The sequence below is a fragment of the Pseudomonas sp. ADAK2 TE3594 genome (genome assembly GCF_053628675.1).
In genome coordinates, this window is record NZ_JBRJGV010000001.1 from 6,542,168 (window position 1) to 6,559,260 (window position 17,093).

A 17,093-nucleotide genomic window follows, 5' to 3' on the forward strand; every position below is an offset into this window, starting at 1 on the left:
GCTCCCACACTGGATGTGCGGTGTAAGGTAGATGAAGCCGCTAAGCTGTATCGCATGGATGTGCACAAAATTGATCCGACGAGCCCCAATCGGCTCGTCCAAATGACCTGACGGTTCACCCCGAAGGTGCTGGATTCTCGAGGCGGGGAGGCGTATGCCTCCCCGGCTCGTTTTTGGAAACCACATGAAAATTCTGATCGTTGGGCCCAGTTGGGTCGGTGACATGGTGATGGCGCAGACACTTTTTCAGTGTCTCAAGCAGCGCCACCCGCAGTGCGAAATCGACGTTCTGGCCCCCGAGTGGAGCCGGCCGATTCTCGAGCGCATGCCCGAAGTGCGCCAGGCCTTGAGCTTCCCGCTCGGCCACGGCGTGCTGGAACTGGCGACGCGTCGGCGCATCGGTAAATCCCTGGCCGGTCAGTACGACCAGGCCATCCTGCTGCCCAATTCCCTGAAGTCGGCGCTGGTGCCATTTTTCGCCGGTATCCCGAAACGCACCGGCTGGCGCGGCGAATTCCGCTATGGCCTGCTCAATGACGTGCGCACGCTCGACAAAGAGCGTTACCCGCTGATGATCGAACGCTTCATGGCCCTGGCCTTTGAGCCTGGCGTCGAGCTGCCGAAGCCCTATCCGCGGCCGAGCCTGCAGATCGACCCGGTGACCCGCGACGGCGCACTGGCCAAGTTCGGTCTGGCCCTAGACCGTCCGGTGTTGGCGCTGTGCCCTGGCGCCGAGTTCGGCGAGTCCAAGCGCTGGCCGTCCGAGCACTATGCCAAGGTCGCCGAAGCGAAGATCCGTGAAGGCTGGCAGGTCTGGCTGTTCGGCTCGAAAAACGATCATGCGGTGGGCGAAGACATTCGTGCACGGCTGATTCCGGGTTTGCGTGAAGAATCGGTCAACCTCAGTGGCGACACTTCCCTGGCCGAGGCCATCGATCTGCTGTCCTGCGCCGATGCGGTGGTCTCCAACGACTCCGGCTTGATGCACGTGGCTGCCGCGCTGAACCGCCCGTTGGTGGCGGTGTACGGTTCGACGTCGCCGGGTTTCACACCACCATTGGCCGAGCATGTCGAAATCGTGCGCCTGGGCATCGAATGCAGTCCGTGCTTCGATCGCACCTGCCGGTTCGGTCATTACAATTGCTTGCGCCAACTCATGCCCAAAGCGGTGAACGAAGCCTTGCAGCGGTTGCTGGGCACTGTGGTCGAGGTCAAATAGTTTGCGGGTACTGTTGATCAAGACTTCTTCGCTGGGCGACGTGATTCACGCGCTGCCAGCGTTGACCGACGCGGCGCGGGCTATCCCCGGCATCACGTTCGACTGGGTGGTGGAAGAAGGCTTCGCCGAGATTCCGACCTGGCACCCGGCCGTGGGCAAGGTGATTCCGGTGGCGATCCGTCGCTGGCGCAAGAACATCTGGCAGACCATCAAGAGTGGCGAGTGGAAGCGCTTCAAACAAAGCATTCGCGCGACCAAATATGACTTGGTGATCGATGCCCAGGGCCTGCTGAAAAGCGCGTTGCTGACTCGCTACGCCAAAGCCCCGGTGGCCGGGCTGGACAAAAATTCGGCTCGCGAACCCATCGCCGCGCGCTTCTATTCCCGACGTCTGGCCGTGGCCCGTGGGCAGCACGCGGTAGAGCGAGTGCGTCAGCTGTTCGCGGTCGCACTGGGTTACGACCTGCCTAAAGGGCTGGGCGACTATGGCCTGAACGTCGAGCGACTGGTGGAGTTGCCGCGCAAGAATCCGTACGTGGTGTTTCTTCATGGCACCACTTGGGACACCAAGCACTGGCCCGAAGCCTATTGGCGTGAGCTGGCCGAGCGGGTGGGTTACCTCGGCGTGGCGGTGAAGCTGCCGTGGGGTAATCCGGTCGAAAAGGCCCGCGCCGAGCGCATCGCCAAAGACATGCGACACGTCGAAGTGCTACCCAAACTGAACCTGGCGGGTGTCGGCAAAGTCCTGGCCGGAGCGCAAGCCTGCGTAGCGGTGGACACCGGTCTCGGTCACCTGGCCGCGGCGCTGGACGTGCCGACCCTGTCGCTGTTCGGCCCGACCAACCCGGGCCTGACCGGCGCGTACGGCAAATCGCAGATTCACATGGCCAGCGATTTCCCCTGCGCGCCGTGCCTGCAAAAGAAATGCACCTATCAACCGACGGCCGACGATGCCCGTCGGTTCGACCTGAAACGCGAGTGGCCCCTGTGCTTCACGCGTCTGAATCCCGAGCGTGTCGCGAGCCGACTGAGCACGTTGTTACTGGCTGAGGAGCTGCGCTGATGCAATTGGCATTTGTCCTGTACAAATATTTTCCGTTTGGGGGCTTGCAGCGCGATTTCATGCGCATCGCTCTCGAATGCCAGCAGCGCGGCCATCAGATTCGTGTCTACACGCTGATCTGGGAAGGCGATGTTCCGCCGGGTTTCGAAGTGCTGGTGGCGCCGGTCAAGGCGTTCTTCAATCATCGGCGCAACGAAAAACTCACCGAGTGGATGGAAGCTGATCTGGCCAAGCGTCCGGTGGATCGCCTGATCGGTTTCAACAAAATGCCGGGCCTGGACGTTTACTACGCTGCCGACGGCTGCTTCGAAGACAAGGCGCAAAACCTGCGTAACTCGCTATACCGTCGCTGGGGCCGCTACCGGCACTTCGCCGAGTATGAGCGCGCAGTGTTCGCCAAGGACGCCAAAACTGAAGTGCTGATGATTTCCGAAGTGCAGCAGCCGCTGTTCATCAAGCATTACGACACGCCGCTTGCACGCTTCCATTTACTGCCGCCGGGTATCTCTCAGGACCGTCGCGCACCCGCCAATGCGGCCCAGATTCGCGCTGAGTTTCGTCAAGAGTTCAACCTCAAGGATGACGATTTGCTGCTGGTGCAGATCGGTTCCGGGTTCAAGACCAAAGGCGTGGACCGCAGCCTCAAGGCGCTGGCCGCGCTGCCCGCCGAACTGAAAAAACGCACCCGGCTGTTTGTAATTGGCCAGGACGACCCCAAAGTATTCCAGCTGCAGAGCGCCACTTTGGGCCTGGGCGACAACGTGACGTTCCTCAAGGGCCGCAGCGATATCCCGCGTTTCCTGCTCGGTGCCGATTTGTTGATTCACCCGGCGTACAACGAAAACACCGGGACGGTATTGCTTGAAGCTCTGGTGGCCGGCTTGCCGGTGCTGGTGAGCGCGGTGTGTGGGTATGCCCATTACATCGCCGAGGCCGATGCGGGTCTGGTGCTGGATGAGCCCTTCGATCAAGCCCAACTGACTCAATACCTGACCGGCATGTTGAACGACCAGGATGCACGGGCGGCCTGGAGCCGCAACGGTCTGGCCTTCGCCGAGACGGCCGACCTCTACAGCATGCCGCAGCACGCGGCCGATGTGATTCTGGCGGAGCACGCTTAATGAAGTTGATGCTGGCTGAACCGTTCAAGAGCCTCTGGGCCGGGCGCGATCCGTTTGCCGAAGTCGAGGGTCTCAAGGGCGAGGTGTACCGCGAGCTTGAAGCGCGCCGGACACTGCGTACTGAAGTGGATGGCCACGGGTTCTTCGTGAAGATCCACCGTGGCATCGGCTGGGGTGAGATTTTCAAGAACCTGCTGACCGCCAAGCTGCCAGTGCTTGGCGCGGGCCAGGAATGGAAGGCTATTCAGCGCCTGCAAGAAGTCGGCGTGCCGACCATGACCGCCGTCGCTTACGGCGAGAAAGGCAGCAACCCGGCGGACCAGCATTCGTTCATCGTTACGCAAGAGCTGGCGCCCACCGTCAGCCTCGAAGATTTCAGCATCGACTGGGTCAAGCAGCCGCCCGAGCCAAAACTCAAGCGTGCCTTGATCGCCGAAGTCGCGCGCATGACCGGCATGATGCACCGCGCCGGGGTCAACCACCGCGACTGCTACATCTGCCACTTCCTGCTGCACACCGACAAGCCGGTGACCTTTGATGATTTCAAGCTGTCGGTGATCGATCTGCACCGGGCTCAGACCCGTCCGACGATTACCCAACGCTGGCGCAACAAGGACCTGGCGGCGCTGTATTTTTCGGCGCTGGACATCGGCCTGACCCGTCGCGACAAACTGCGTTTCCTCAAGGGGTACTTCCAACAGCCGCTGCGCCAGATTCTGGCCGAAGAAGCGGGACTGTTGGCATGGCTCGAAGGCAAGGCCAACAAGCTCTACGAGCGTAAGCAGCGATACGGGGATGCGCTCTGATGTCGGGTTGGACACTGGAACCTGCTTACAGCGATCTGGCAGAAGACTTCGGCAGTCTTGACGCGGTGTTCGCGCTCAAGGGCGAACAACTGACCCGCGATCCACTGTCCGAGGTCATTCGCGTCCAGCGCAATGGCGTCAACTATTACGTCAAGCGCTACGTCGGCGCCGGCAAAGGCCTGCGCCGTTACCTGGGCAAGCCGCGGGTGAAAGCTGAATGGCAGAACCTCAAGCGTTTCGCCAAATGGGGCATTCCCACCGCCGAAGTAGTGGCCTGGGGGCTGGAGCGGCGCGGCGCGGCATACAACCGTGGAGCGATGATCACACGCGAACTGCCGCATACCGAAGACTTGTCGGCCCTGGCTGACCGGCATGATCCGAAACTGGCAGATCGCGCTTGGGTCGACAGCATCAGTCGACAGCTGGCGGGTTATACCCGGACCATGCACGACCACCGTTTCACCCATAACGATTTGAAGTGGCGCAACCTGCTGATCGACGATGAGGCTAAATTGTTTCTGATCGATTGCCCCAACGGTGATTTCTGGAGCGGTTTCTGGCTCAAATACCGGATCACCAAGGATCTGGCCTGTCTCGACAAGGTCGCCAAGTATCACCTGTCGGCCACCCAGCGCCTGCGCTTCTACCTGCAATACCGCCAATGCACTCGGCTCAATGCCGCCGACAAGAAACGGATTCGGCACGTGGTGAGATTTTTCGAGGGACGCGAATGACTGATTTTCTGGCTGCTGAAGACCGTGCGCTGCTTGAGCGTCATGGCCTCGGCACCTTCGATGCGCTGTGGGCCAAACAGCTCGAGGCGGTGGACGAACCCAACACCGGTCGAGGTGGCTGGAGCAGTGTGTTTCGGCTGGATCTGGAAGGTCATGGCTACTACCTCAAGCGCCAGAGCAACTATCTGACGCGCACGTGGCATTCGCCCTTTGGCGAGCCGAGTTTTTCCCGTGAGTTTCGTAACATCAGTCTTTATCAGAAACTGGGTATTCCGGCGCTGCAGGCAGCGTTCTTCGGTGAGCGCAAAGTCGATGGCGAAGTCCGGGCGATTCTGCTGACCCGCGCGCTGGACGGCTGGGATGACCTGGATTCGCTATTGCAGCGCTGGTCGGATTTGAGCGCAGCGCAGCACTCGGCCATTCTCAAGGCCTGTGGTCAACTGGCGCGCCGCCTGCACGCTGTGCGACAAATCCACGGTTGTTTCTACCCCAAACACATTTTTCTCCAGGCCACCGGCGACGGCTACCAGGCTCAGTTGATCGACCTGGAAAAAACCCGCCCGCTGTTGTTCGGCCAACGTGATCGGGTCAAGGATCTGGAGCCGTTGCTGCGTCGGGCGCCGGAATGGAGCGAAAGTCAGCTGCGCGAGTTGTTGGCGGTTTATCTGGATCAACCATTGAACAGTTCGCTGGTGGACAGTTGGGTATCGCGCCTGAGTGCGCGGCGCAGTCACAAGGAGACGCGTTGATGCGTTTGTCCGAACTGAAAAACGCCGGCCGCAGCCCGAGCCTGCCGCTGAACATTCCACTGGCCGATGCCGCGGGGCCTGCGGAGTTACAGCTACTGAGTCTGCTGCGGGTGTTGCCGGGGCAGCGTTACGTTGGTGCCGGGGTCTGGCGCGGCCGGCCGGTGTTGGCCAAATTGCTGGTCGGCGGTAAAGCTGCGCGGCATTTTCAGCGTGAACTGGACGGCGTGCGTTTGCTCGCCGCTCAGGGGCTGACCACGCCGTTGTTATTGGCTGATGGCCTGAAGGACGGCGAAGGCGGCTGGTTGTTGTTCGATTTCCTTGAAGGCGCCGAGAGCCTGGGGGATGCCTGGAAACAGGTCGAACACTTGCCCGTGCTGGCGGATGAACAATCGGCGGTGCTGGCCGAGGCGTTGGGCGCCATCGGGCAATTGCACAGCAAAGGCCTGTGGCAGGAAGACTTGCACCTGGACAACCTGTTGCGCCACGGCGGTCAGTTGTATTTGATCGATGGCGCCGGGATCTGTGCCGAGACGGCTGGCAAACCACTGTCGCAGCAGAGAGTCCTGGAGAACCTCGGGGTGTTTTTCGCCCAGTTACCCAAATCACTGGAACCCTTCACCGAAGAGTTGCTGGTGTATTACCTGTTGGGGAACGGCGAGCATGCCTTGCCCATGGAAGCGTTGCAGAAACAGATCGACAAGGTCCGTCGCTGGCGCTTGAAGGATTTCCTGATCAAGGTCGGCCGCGAATGCACGCTATTCAGCGTCCAGCGCGGAGCGTTCGGCTTGCGGGCGATTCGCCGCGAGGAAGAGACGGCGATGTTGCCGGTACTGGAACAGGCCGATGCCTTGCTCGATCAAGGCCATCTGTACAAGACCGGTGGCGCGGCGAGCGTCGGCAGGGTCGAGGTGGCTGGTCGTACATTGGTGGTCAAACGCTACAACATCAAAGGCTTTGCCCATTGGCTCAAACGTTTCTGGCGTCCGAGCCGCGCCTGGCACTCATGGCGTGAAGGCAATCGCTTGGCGTTCCTGGGCATCGCCACGCCCAAGCCGCTGGCGTTATTGGAGAAGCGTTTTCTCTGGCTGCGCAGCCGGGCGTACCTGGTGACCGAGTATTTGCCGGGGCCGGACATCATCGAGCGATTTGCGCCGTACGTGGAAAGCGGCGAAGCGCCGGAAGCCGAGCTGCAGGCTCTGGATCACCTGTTCGCCGAGCTGATTCGCGAGCGGATCAGCCATGGCGATTTCAAGGGCCATAACCTGTTCTGGCAGCAGGATCGCTGGGCGCTGATCGATCTGGATTCGATGTGTCAGCATGGTTCGCTCAGTAGCTTTGCCCCGGCATACGCGCGGGATCGGGCTCGATTCATGCGTAATTGGCCCGAGAGCAGTGCGCTGTATCAGGTGATTGACCAGCGTTTGCCTAAAGATATTTCTAGCGCTGCCTGAATCGGGGCTTTGCCCCTATCGCGGGCAAGCCCGCTCCCACAGGCTAAGTGGTGTGCACAAGCTTTGTGTGCGGCGCGATAACTGTAGGAGCGGGCTTGCCCGCGATGGCGGCAGATCAGCCTCCCAAGATCTAGAGGACAAGTTCTTGTGAACCGTCCTACATGATCTACAGACCCCATGAACTGTGTCCTGAATAGCCACGATGCTAGTTTGCCTGACGTTCTCGGAGGGCAGATTTTGACGATAAAAATGGCTGTGTTGCTGAGCACTTTCTCACTGGCGCTATCTGGCTGCGGGACCGCTGTCACGGTGTTGCAGGATGACGAAGCCGCCGCCCGTGGCCTCAGGAAGCAAAAAACCTACTGCCAATCCATCCCTCGCATCTACAGCGGCCTGGCCCACGACTTTTGCCTGCTGCATGCGCCGCCTGATCCCACCGGTATTCTGGTGCCGGTTGTCTTGCTGGATCTGACCTTGTCTGGTGCGCTGGACACGGTTGCCTTGCCGTACACAATTTACCGACAGGCAACCGACGGAAATATCAGGATCTACTGGCGGCCGGGTCGCGGGTAGCTCTTTTGTATTCTCGCGTGTCAGTGCTACACCTAACGCACTTGGTTAGAAACAAAGGGTGAATAGCGCGTGTCGACCCCGATCTTGCCTTCTCAACAGTTTTTTCTTTTTGAAAACGAGGCCTTGACTAATGTTGAGGCGAAAAAGCCTTTACCTCCGTTCGGGAGGTATAGCGATTTCATAATCTATGTGGATGAGAGTGGCGATCATGGGATGCAAACATTAGATCCAAACTATCCAATGTTTGTGCTGGCATTTTGTGTGTTTCATAAAAGGCATTATTGCGAGAAGGTTATTCCTGCCCTTCAGAAGTTTAAATTTAATCATATGGGGCACGACCTGATCGGTCTGCATGAATTGGACATTCGAAAAGAAAAGGGAGCGTTCTCTAGTCTGTTCATGTCGAGGCAACACAAACATGCCTTTCTCAATGAGTTGACGGGCATCATTGAAGCCAGCAATTTCGTCCTGATCAGCTGTGTTATCGACAAAGCTGCCCTTCGCGAAAAACAAGGTCCTGTCCACAATCCTTATCACGTCGCACTCGGCTTTTGTCTGGAAACGCTTTATGAGTATTTACAGGAAAAGAATCAACAGAGCGTTTTAACTCATGTGATTTTCGAGCGTCGAGGGAAGCGGGAGGATAACGAGCTTGAACTGGAGTTTCGTCGCATGTGCGATGGCGCGAACCGATTGGGCATTCAGTTGCCGTTCGATATCGTCTTTGCAACCAAGCAAGTGAATTCTACGGGGTTACAGCTAGCGGATCTTGTTGCAAGACCCATTGGTATGAGCGTTTTGCGGTCTGGGCAAGAAAATCGTGCCTTTGACGTACTCAAGCGCAAGTTCTACTGCAGTGGCGGGCGTAAAAATGTGGGGAAGGGTTTCGAGAACTGGGGTTTAAAGATTTTCCCTCTCTCAGAAAGCGAAAAGCCCCGGTGAAACTCACCGAGGCCACAACGCCGACCGGGATCCCCCAGTCCATTTGCGCAGGAGTCTATGTCGAGGTCCTTCATCTGTCAACGCGCCAGCTTGCCACTTCCCGCTAGAGGCTTGCCGCCGCTTTTAAGCTATAATCCCGCGCTTTAGCTGTCTCTCGCCCCTTGCGAGGGCACATTAATTTTTGAGGCGCGTTGCGCCTGCATGCAGACTAAAGAGGCTAGACCCCTGTGGCATTGACGATTCTTGGCCTGTCCGGCGCCCTTAGCCATGATCCTTCCGCAGCCCTGTATATCGACGGCAAGCTGGTCGCGGCGGCTGAAGAAGAGCGCTTCGTGCGCGATAAACATGCAAAGAACCGCATGCCTTATGAATCGGCGAAGTTCTGCCTCGAGCAGGCGGGCATCAAGCCGTCCGACGTTGATGTGGTGGCGATTCCGTTCGCGCCGATCAGCCTGTTCGGCAAGGCTCGCTGGCACTACGCCAAGCGTTACTGGTACGCCCCGGACCGCGCCCTCGACGCGATCCTGATGGGCAACCGTCGCTACAAGCGCTACCGCAACAAGATTGTCTGGTGCCTCGAGCAACTGGGCTTCGATCCGAAGAAAATCAAGATCGAACCGGTCGAGCATCACCTGGCCCACGCCTCCAGTGCCTACCACTGCTCCGGTTTCAAAGAGAAAACCGCGATCCTGGGGATCGACGGCAAGGGCGAGTACGCCACGACCTTCTTCGGTTACGGCGAAAATGGCAAGATCCACAAGATCAAGGAATTCTTCGATCCGGACTCCCTCGGCGGCCTTTACGGCGCGATCACCGAGTTCCTCGGTTTCGAGATGCTCGACGGTGAGTTCAAGGTCATGGGCATGGCGCCGTACGGCGATGCCAGCAAATACGATTTCTCGCGTCTGGCCTCGTTCGAGAACGGCGAGCTGGTGATCAACACCGACTACGCCAACGTCATCGGTCTGCGTCGTTATAAAGAGAAGGGCAAGGGGTTCTACTTCTCGCCGAAGCTGATCGAGTGGCTGGGGCCCAAGCGCGAAGGCGACATCGCCGACGAGCCGTACATTCACTACGCCGCAAGCATGCAAGCGCTGTTCGAGAAACTGGCGTTGCAGATGATCGACCACTACCTGGGCGATGTGCTCAAGGAAACCGGCAAACTGGCCTTTGCCGGTGGCTGTGCGTTGAACGTCAAGCTGAACCAGAAAATCATTGCCCGCGACGATATCAAAGAGTTGTTCGTTCAACCTGCGTCCGGCGATGCCGGTACCGCGGTCGGCGCAGCGGCTTACGTGTCCCACGCCCGTGGCGTACCGGTCGAGAAGATGGAACATGTCTATCTCGGCCCGTCCTACAGCAACGAAGACGTGCTCGCTGCCTGTGCCCGTCACCCGAGCAAGCCTGCGTGGCGCAAGCTTGAGAACATGCCGGAAAGCATCGCCAAGATCATGGTCGACGGCAACCCGGTGGCCTGGTTCCAGGGCCGCATGGAGTTCGGTCCGCGCGCCTTGGGCGGTCGTTCGATCATCGGTTGCCCGAGCGCGACCGGCGTGGCTGACCGGATCAACCACCAGATCAAGTTCCGTGAGCGCTGGAGGCCTTTCTGCCCGTCGATGCTCGACACCGTTGCGCCACAGATGATCAAGATCGATCACCCGGCACCATTCATGACCTTTACCTTCGAAGTGGCTGAAGAGTGGAAGGCGCGCGTGCCGGAAGTCGTCCACGAAGACGGCACATCCCGGGCCCAGGTGCTGAAGCGCGAATACAACCCGCGCTACTACGACATGATGAAGGCGCTGGAAGTGCTGACCGGTAACGGCGTGTCGCTGAACACCTCGCTCAACCGTCGTGGCGAACCGATGATCTGCTCGCCGACCGATGCCTTGAATATGTTCTTCGGTTCCGACCTGCAATACCTGATCATGGAAGACATTCTGGTGGTCAAAGAAGGCGCGGACGCTTATGACTCGCTCGGCTGAGCGCCATGTGCTGCAGTTCTGCCACGGCTATGACGGGCCGTTTCTGGACTGCGCCCGGCAGTACGCCAGCCTGTTCGCGGGGACCGGTTATCGAGTGACCACGGTGTTTCTGACCGGGGCTGCCGATGCCGAAGTCGCCGCGAGCTGTGCTTCCGATGAAGTGCTGTTCATGGAATACAGCTCCAAGGCCATTCGTGGCTTGAAGCTGGGCGCCATCGGCGATCTGCGCAAGATCGCCGCCTCGCGCAATTTCAGTTTCTGCATTGCTCACCGCTTCAAACCGATCTATATCGCCTTGCTCGGCACCTCATTGCCGGTCATTGGCGTGCATCACGCGTTTGGCGATTACCAGCGCGGTACCCGCAAACTGTTCGCACATATTTTCCGCAAGCGCCTGAGCCTGCTCGGGGTCTCCGATGCGGTGCGTGACGACATGCGCCGTTGTTTGCCGAAATGGCCGGTCGGGCGGATTCAGACGCTTTATAACCGTATCGATGTGCAGGCGTTGCAGTCCAGTCAGGTATCGGTTCGTGAGGCCCGGGAAACCCTCGGTCTGTCGATGGATGCCTGGATCGTCGGCAACGTCGGGCGCCTGCATCCGGACAAGGATCAGGCCACGCTGCTGCATGGTTTTGCTGCTGCATTGCCGGGGTTACCGGCCAACAGTCAGTTGGTGATCCTTGGTAGCGGTCGGCTGGAGCAGGATCTCAAGGCCATGGCACGTGAGCTGGGTATCGGCGATCGCGTGTTGTTCCTCGGCCTGGTGCCCGAGGCGCGTCGCTACTTCCGCGCTTTCGATGTGTTTGCCCTGAGCTCCGATCACGAACCGTTCGGCATGGTATTGCTGGAGGCCATGGCTGCCGGCGTGCCGTTGCTCGCCACTGCGTGCGGTGGGGCCAGGGAAGTGGTTGAAGGCGTCGGCATTCTGTTTCCGCTGGGCGATGCCGAGCGTTTGGCTCAAGGGCTGCAACATATGGCCGCGATGGATGACCAGCAACGTCGCCAGTGTGCCGAGCTGATGTTCGACCGCTTGCGCGAGCGCTTCTCCGATCGCGCGGTGCGCGACGCTTTCTGGCATTTGCCGCATGTCACCGAACTGGCACCGAGGGGCTGATGCTCAACCGATTTGAAGGCTGGCGCGAACGTGGCTGGGCGCAGGTCGACGCCTCGACTTATGCACAGGCCTGGCAACGTTTTGGCGGCAGCGTCGCGACTCATCCCCTGGTGGTCGAGCGTCTGGCACAGTTGGCTGACATTCCGGTGCGCTATTTGGCCTGGGAACAGGATGGCGCAGTGAAAGCTGCCATCCCGACCTGGGGTCGCGACCTGGCACTGTCCAAGGACGTGCTCAAGCGCAGTGGTAAAAAGGGCCTGTTCGACCTCGGCAATGCCGAGCTGATCTTGCCGGCCGCCGCCGATGCCCAGGCACCGTTGCGTCATCGCGGACGTTACCTGTCGGCGCTGAGCGAAGGCCGTTTTACCGGCATCAAGCTGCAGGCCGAACAACTGGCCATGGCCCGGACGCCTGAAGAGCTGTCGAAGAAGTTTCGCTACAACCAGCGCCGCGAATTGCGTCTTCTGGAAGAAGCAGGTGGTGTAGCGCGGCCGGTTACCGAGTTTTCCAGCAGCGAACTGGCGGCGATCTATTGCGACCTGTTCCAGCGTCGTTGGGGTTTCCCGGCCACCGGAGCCGAGCGTATGGGCGAGGTGATCGAGCTGATGCGCGAGTTGCTCATAGGCTCAGTGATTTTCCTCAACGACGCACCGATTGCGATTCAACTGGTATACCGCGTCGAGGCGCCGGAGTGGATCAGCGTCGAGTACGTCAACGGCGGTGTCGATCCCGAAACCCGCGAACTCAGCCCCGGCAGCGTGCTGAGTTTTCTCAACACCCAAAGCGCCTGGGAACATGCGCGCGCGCTGAATAAGCCCCTGCGGTTTTCCTTTGGTCGGACCGACCGGGAGTACAAGGACCGCTGGTGCAATTCTGTGCCGGTCTTCACGGTATGAGCCAACCCATGAGCCGCAAACAGCAACTGCTCAAGCGCCATCGGCGCAACAAACGCATAGGCCTGCTGATTGCGCTGATGCTGTTGATCGCTATGGGTGTGCTGGTCGCCTGGTGGCTGCCGCTAGTGCTTGCGGTGCTGGGCTGGATTGCCCATGAGGCGTGGTTCGCCGACCATCTGTTTTATTCGCCCAAAGACGATTACCAATACAGCTTCCCGCCTTATACCCCGCAGCCCAAGGTTTATCTGGACGGTGAGCGGCTGCGTCTGGACGAGAGCGTCATGTTGGTCGATGACGCTACGCTGGTGCTGGCGCTGCGGGTGAAAAGCACGTGGCTGGGGCGCTTTATCGATCCGGTGGTCGAATTGGCGGGTGGCGATAATCCCGACCGGCAAACCTTTGAGCGTGGTGTAAATGGCCTGCGTTACCTGAACCTGACGGGGCAGGCACAAGTGCTGTCGCAAGGTGAGCTACGTCTGCGCGGGCGTTTCTGCCGATTACTCGGCGAGCCCGTGCTCTGGGCGTTCGAGCAACCGGACTATCGCCGTCAGCGAGTGATGGTGATTGCGCCCCATGCCGATGACGCCGAACTGGCCGCCTACGGTTTGTACAGTCAGGCCGATGAAGCCTGGATCGTCACCCTGACCGCGGGTGAGATCGAAGCCGGGCACTATCAACAGATGGGCCTGAATACGGTCGAGGCGGCGCGCCTCAAGGGCCGTTTGCGGGCTTGGGACAGTATCGCTGTGCCGCGCTGGGCCGGGGTGCCCGAGGCTCATTGCGTGCAGTTGGGGTATTTTTGTCTGCAACTGGCGACTATGCAGGCCGCTCCAGCCACGCCGGTGGGGTCGCGAGAAGCGGATTTGAGCGACACCCGGCTTTTTCGCCAACTGAATCCATTTGTCCTGCCGGGTGATGTCGACGGTGCGCCAACCTGGAATAATTTGCTGGCCGACTTGCGTGAGCTGTTGCTGCAAGCCCGTCCGGAAGTGATCGTGCTGCCGCACCCGACCCTCGACCCGCATCCCGATCACATCTGTGCTCAGGAAGCGGTTCTCGAAGCGTTGAAAGGGCTGGAATGGCAGCCGGCCACCGTGCTTGGCTATGCCAATCATCTGCACGACAATGATCGTTGGCCGATGGGTGATGCGAGTCATGGTATCGCCCTGCCGCCGGCATTCGATTCGGCAACGCCGATGCAGCCCTGCTGCCTGCCAATTGCTTTGGAGCGCCAGCGTGATAAAGCGATGGCGTTGGGTATGATGCACGACCTGCAGCCGCCCATGCCGTTCAAGCGCCGTTTGCGACGGTTGATACAGTGGCTGCTGGCCAGTAGAGTGCCATCCGTCTATGGAAAGAACGATTTCTTTCGTAAAGCGGTCAGACGCCACGAGTTATTCTGGGTTTTGAAGCATGATGAAACATCTGTAAAGCAGAAATGAAGTATCACGCGGCCTAGCATGGTCGCGCATTTAAGCAGTAGTGAGTATTTCTGTGATCAATCCATGCCCGCGTATTCTTTTCCTGATCCCGTACTTCGGTCATTGGCCGTTCTGGATGCCGTTTTTCCTCGAGAGTTGCCGACGCAACCCCGATATCGACTGGTTGCTGTTCAGTGACTGCGGTACGCCCGAAAATCTTCCGCCCAATGTAACTGTCGAGGCAATGAGCTTCAGTGAGTACTGCGCGCTGGTGTCGCGACGGCTGAATATCGACTTTGCGCCTGAGGCGGCGTACAAGCTCTGCGACATCAAGCCGGCTCTGGGGCATATCCATGTTGACCGCCTGCAAGGCTATGATTTCTGGGCGTTCGGCGATATTGATCTGGTGTACGGTGACCTGCGAAGTTATTTCACCTCTGCTCGGCTGGCCAGTTATGACCTGTTCTCCACCCATGAGCGGCGAGTGGCGGGGCATCTTTGCCTGATGCGCAACACTGCGCGCAAGCGTGAGTTGTTCATGCAGATCAAGGACTGGCAAAAGCGATTTACCGATCAGGCGCATCACGCACTGGATGAGGGCGCATTCAGTCGAATCTTCCTCTGGCGCAAAAATTTTCCCGAGCCGTTGTTCACCCTGGTGGGCAAGTTCAATCCCTGGCGTCGTCGCAGCGAGTTCACCGAGGCGTTCAGCACCCCGGGTGGCTGCATCAAGTGGCACGACGGCACGGATGATTTTCCGCATCAATGGTATTGGCGCAATGGCTGTTTGAGTAATGATCGCGATGGCGATCGCCAATTTCCGTATTTTCACTTCGTCTGCTGGAAACGCAACGAATGGTCGCGGTTGCCTCCACCCGATTCGGCCGAGGTCAAGCGCATCGCCGCCGAGCCGGCGTGGGTCATCGATGCGACTGGTTTTCACCGGGGAGAGTTATGAGTCAACGGTCAAAGGTTCTGCAATTGCAGCCTGACTACAACGTCAAAGCCCATGATTTTGCCGACTTGGCGGAACAAATCGTCAAGGCGTTGCCGAGCGATCGCTATGAAGTGGTCGCGGCGTTCCTGCGCGGCAAGCCCGGGCCTGGCGAGGCGGTGAGCCGCGCTGACCGTTCGGTGTATTTCGAGTTTTCCGACAAGTCTCTCAAGGGCATGCGCCTGCGTGCGATGTGGCAGTTGTACAAGTTCTGCCGCAAAGAAAAATTCGACGTGGTGATTTGCAACCGTTTCAAACCGGTGAACATGATGCTGGCGCTCAATCGCTGGTTGAAAGTACCGCTGTGCATCGGTATCTCCCATGGTTTTGGCGAGTACGACCGGTTTTACCGGCGCCGCCAGACCCAGCGACTGGTCGATCGCCACTGGCGCTTTGTCGGCGTGTCGCCGGCGGTCAAACAGTACCTGCTCGATTGTGACTGCGGCTTTACCGACCAGAATACCTACGCGATCACCAACGCCATCGACATCGAGCAGGCTGAAGGTTTGCAGCACAGCCGCGAGCGTGCTCGCGAGTTGCTGGGCATCGAGCCGTCGGTGCGTCTGGTCGGTGCATTGGGGCGGTTGGTGCCGGTCAAGGGCCACACCTATCTATTGCAGGCTTTTGCCGCGCTCAAGGACAAATACCCGAACACCCAACTGGCAATCATCGGGGCGGGGCGCGAAGAATCACGCCTGGCTGCGGAAATCGAACACCTGGGCCTGAACGGTCGCGCGTCTTTGCTGGGTTTCAAGGAAAATGCCTTGCAGTATGTTCGCGCGTTCGACATCTGGACCATGCCATCCCTGGCTGAAGGCCTGGGGCTGGCGTTGCTCGAAGGCATGAGCGGGCATCTGCCGGTAATCGCCTCGAATGTACCGGCCATGTTGCCGCTGATTCAAGGCGCAGGCGGTCTGGCGATTACCCCGGCGGACGTGCCGACGCTGGTCGCCGCGCTGGATAACTACCTGGGGCTGTCGGACGACGAGCTCAAGGCCAAGGGCGAACAGGCCTACCGTTATCTCCAGGAACAACACGACATCGAGGTGTTCCGCCAGGAGTACCTGAACCTGATCGACTCCGGCTTGAGTCAAGCCCGCAAGGAACAATCATGAGCGACGCCCAACCCCTCGTCACGGTCATTATCGCGTCGTACAACCACGGCCGTTATATCGAGGAAAGTATTCTCAGCGTCCTCAACCAGACCTATAAAAATATCGAACTGCTGGTCATCGATGACGGCTCCAGCGATGACAGCGTCGAGCGGATCAATGCCTTGCAGGCGCAGCACGGCTTCGATTTCCGGGTTCAGCAGAACCAGGGGTTGACCAACACCCTCAATGGCGCCATCGCGCGCTCAAAGGGCAGCCTGATTGTGCCGTTCGGGTCCGATGACATCATGCTGCCGGAGCGTATCGCTACTCAGGTGGCGTATATGGATGGGAAGCCGGAGGTCGGGATCTGTGCTGGCAACATCGAGCTGATCGATGCCGACGGCAATCTCTATCCGGAGAAACGTCAGCGTCGCGACGTGCCGTTCCGTCGCCTGGATTTCGATGACATGTTCCTGGAGCGCAAGCCCTATCCGCCAGCACCGACCCTGATGATCCGCCGCGAAGCGCTGGACAAGGTGGGCGGCTTCGATCCGAACATTCGCCTGGAGGACTTGCTGATCGAGTTGAAGGTGACCCGCGCCGGTTACTTCATCGATGGCTTGAATGTGCTGATGGCGCGCTATCGCAAGCACGCCACCAACTCCTACAAGAATCACCGCTTCATGATCGACAACATCCTGCGCTCCTACGCGCTGTTCAGCGATCATCCGCTCTACGACGAGGTACGTTACAAGTTCCTCAGCTCGATGTTCCTGAAAGCCTCCAATCGCGATCGCAAGTTGGCGCGGGAGCTGCTGGCGCAGATACCATTCAAGGCCTGGAACAAGAAGACCTGGCGCGGTCTGGGACGGTTGTATTTCTCGCCGCTGGAAAAAGACTGATTGTCTTGAGGCGGACTGAGTAGCAACTG

The 17,093-nt window shown here is 59.2% G+C and carries 16 protein-coding genes; all 16 read left to right on the forward strand.

From position 1 onward, the window contains the following. Positions 1 to 184 precede the first annotated feature (184 nt). The 16 genes from waaF (at position 185) to AB7M22_RS29475 (ending at position 17,064) form a co-directional block, all read left to right on the forward strand. A complete protein-coding gene (gene waaF / locus AB7M22_RS29400) occupies positions 185 to 1,219 on the forward strand; it encodes a lipopolysaccharide heptosyltransferase II (protein ID WP_218397135.1) in 1,035 nt (344 codons plus the stop codon). Between the two features lies 1 nt (position 1,220). Beyond that, on the forward strand, positions 1,221 to 2,282 hold the full coding sequence (gene waaC / locus AB7M22_RS29405; RefSeq protein ID WP_008074629.1) for a lipopolysaccharide heptosyltransferase I: 1,062 nt from the start codon (positions 1,221 to 1,223) through the stop codon (positions 2,280 to 2,282). Further along, positions 2,282 to 3,403, forward strand: coding sequence for a glycosyltransferase family 4 protein (locus AB7M22_RS29410; protein WP_454188596.1), 1,122 nt, complete (start codon positions 2,282 to 2,284; stop codon positions 3,401 to 3,403). The genes waaC and AB7M22_RS29410 overlap by 1 nt, the downstream gene beginning before the upstream one ends. Then, positions 3,403 to 4,209 carry a lipopolysaccharide core heptose(I) kinase RfaP gene (gene rfaP, locus AB7M22_RS29415; protein ID WP_008004909.1) on the forward strand — a complete coding sequence of 269 codons (807 nt, stop codon included), beginning with the start codon at positions 3,403 to 3,405 and terminating at the stop codon, positions 4,207 to 4,209. The genes AB7M22_RS29410 and rfaP overlap by 1 nt, the downstream gene beginning before the upstream one ends. Next, positions 4,209 to 4,943 carry a lipopolysaccharide kinase InaA family protein gene (locus tag AB7M22_RS29420; RefSeq protein ID WP_454188597.1) on the forward strand — a complete coding sequence of 245 codons (735 nt, stop codon included), beginning with the start codon at positions 4,209 to 4,211 and terminating at the stop codon, positions 4,941 to 4,943. The genes rfaP and AB7M22_RS29420 overlap by 1 nt, the downstream gene beginning before the upstream one ends. Continuing rightward, positions 4,940 to 5,692 carry a lipopolysaccharide kinase InaA family protein gene (locus tag AB7M22_RS29425; protein WP_454188598.1) on the forward strand — a complete coding sequence of 251 codons (753 nt, stop codon included), beginning with the start codon at positions 4,940 to 4,942 and terminating at the stop codon, positions 5,690 to 5,692. Before AB7M22_RS29420 ends, AB7M22_RS29425 begins: the two co-directional genes overlap by 4 nt. Continuing rightward, positions 5,692 to 7,143, forward strand: a complete 1,452-nt coding sequence (locus AB7M22_RS29430) for a lipopolysaccharide kinase InaA family protein (protein ID WP_454188599.1) — start codon at positions 5,692 to 5,694, stop codon at positions 7,141 to 7,143. Before AB7M22_RS29425 ends, AB7M22_RS29430 begins: the two co-directional genes overlap by 1 nt. Before the next feature lie 237 nt (positions 7,144 to 7,380). Continuing rightward, on the forward strand, positions 7,381 to 7,716 hold the full coding sequence (locus AB7M22_RS29435) for a YceK/YidQ family lipoprotein (RefSeq protein WP_454188880.1): 336 nt from the start codon (positions 7,381 to 7,383) through the stop codon (positions 7,714 to 7,716). Positions 7,717 to 7,785: 69 nt separating this feature from the next. Next, entirely contained in the window at positions 7,786 to 8,658 is an 873-nt protein-coding gene (locus tag AB7M22_RS29440) for a DUF3800 domain-containing protein (protein WP_454188600.1), read from the forward strand. A 227-nt stretch (positions 8,659 to 8,885) separates the two neighbouring features. Further along, the gene (locus AB7M22_RS29445) at positions 8,886 to 10,643 is read left to right on the forward strand and encodes a carbamoyltransferase family protein (protein ID WP_454188601.1); all 1,758 of its coding nucleotides are present in this window, start codon (positions 8,886 to 8,888) and stop codon (positions 10,641 to 10,643) included. Continuing rightward, positions 10,627 to 11,757: a glycosyltransferase gene (locus AB7M22_RS29450; protein ID WP_454188602.1), complete on the forward strand. Its 1,131-nt coding sequence runs from the start codon at positions 10,627 to 10,629 to the stop codon at positions 11,755 to 11,757. Before AB7M22_RS29445 ends, AB7M22_RS29450 begins: the two co-directional genes overlap by 17 nt. Continuing rightward, positions 11,757 to 12,653 carry an antimicrobial resistance protein Mig-14 gene (locus tag AB7M22_RS29455; RefSeq protein WP_454188603.1) on the forward strand — a complete coding sequence of 299 codons (897 nt, stop codon included), beginning with the start codon at positions 11,757 to 11,759 and terminating at the stop codon, positions 12,651 to 12,653. Before AB7M22_RS29450 ends, AB7M22_RS29455 begins: the two co-directional genes overlap by 1 nt. An 8-nt stretch (positions 12,654 to 12,661) precedes the next feature. Further along, positions 12,662 to 14,095 carry a PIG-L deacetylase family protein gene (locus AB7M22_RS29460; RefSeq protein WP_454188604.1) on the forward strand — a complete coding sequence of 478 codons (1,434 nt, stop codon included), beginning with the start codon at positions 12,662 to 12,664 and terminating at the stop codon, positions 14,093 to 14,095. A 52-nt stretch (positions 14,096 to 14,147) separates the two neighbouring features. Continuing rightward, positions 14,148 to 15,032 (forward strand): DUF6625 family protein, encoded by an 885-nt coding sequence (locus AB7M22_RS29465; RefSeq protein ID WP_454188605.1) that lies wholly within the window; start codon positions 14,148 to 14,150, stop codon positions 15,030 to 15,032. Then, positions 15,029 to 16,183 carry a glycosyltransferase family 4 protein gene (locus tag AB7M22_RS29470; protein ID WP_454188606.1) on the forward strand — a complete coding sequence of 385 codons (1,155 nt, stop codon included), beginning with the start codon at positions 15,029 to 15,031 and terminating at the stop codon, positions 16,181 to 16,183. The genes AB7M22_RS29465 and AB7M22_RS29470 overlap by 4 nt, the downstream gene beginning before the upstream one ends. Continuing rightward, the gene (locus AB7M22_RS29475) at positions 16,180 to 17,064 is read left to right on the forward strand and encodes a glycosyltransferase (protein ID WP_454188607.1); all 885 of its coding nucleotides are present in this window, start codon (positions 16,180 to 16,182) and stop codon (positions 17,062 to 17,064) included. Before AB7M22_RS29470 ends, AB7M22_RS29475 begins: the two co-directional genes overlap by 4 nt. Positions 17,065 to 17,093: the final 29 nt, after the last annotated feature.

Excerpts from the sequence above, each read along its gene's own strand:
- waaF (WP_218397135.1), top strand. The coding sequence starts at position 185 with ATGAAAATTCTGATCGTTGGGCCCAGTTGGGTCGGTGACATGGTGATG.
- AB7M22_RS29410 (WP_454188596.1), top strand. The coding sequence starts at position 2,282 with ATGCAATTGGCATTTGTCCTGTACAAATATTTTCCGTTTGGGGGCTTG.
- rfaP (WP_008004909.1), top strand. The coding sequence starts at position 3,403 with ATGAAGTTGATGCTGGCTGAACCGTTCAAGAGCCTCTGGGCCGGGCGC.
- AB7M22_RS29420 (WP_454188597.1), top strand. The coding sequence starts at position 4,209 with ATGTCGGGTTGGACACTGGAACCTGCTTACAGCGATCTGGCAGAAGAC.
- AB7M22_RS29425 (WP_454188598.1), top strand. The coding sequence starts at position 4,940 with ATGACTGATTTTCTGGCTGCTGAAGACCGTGCGCTGCTTGAGCGTCAT.
- AB7M22_RS29430 (WP_454188599.1), top strand. The coding sequence starts at position 5,692 with ATGCGTTTGTCCGAACTGAAAAACGCCGGCCGCAGCCCGAGCCTGCCG.
- AB7M22_RS29450 (WP_454188602.1), top strand. The coding sequence starts at position 10,627 with ATGACTCGCTCGGCTGAGCGCCATGTGCTGCAGTTCTGCCACGGCTAT.
- AB7M22_RS29455 (WP_454188603.1), top strand. The coding sequence starts at position 11,757 with ATGCTCAACCGATTTGAAGGCTGGCGCGAACGTGGCTGGGCGCAGGTC.
- AB7M22_RS29460 (WP_454188604.1), top strand. The coding sequence starts at position 12,662 with ATGAGCCGCAAACAGCAACTGCTCAAGCGCCATCGGCGCAACAAACGC.
- AB7M22_RS29470 (WP_454188606.1), top strand. The coding sequence starts at position 15,029 with ATGAGTCAACGGTCAAAGGTTCTGCAATTGCAGCCTGACTACAACGTC.
- AB7M22_RS29475 (WP_454188607.1), top strand. The coding sequence starts at position 16,180 with ATGAGCGACGCCCAACCCCTCGTCACGGTCATTATCGCGTCGTACAAC.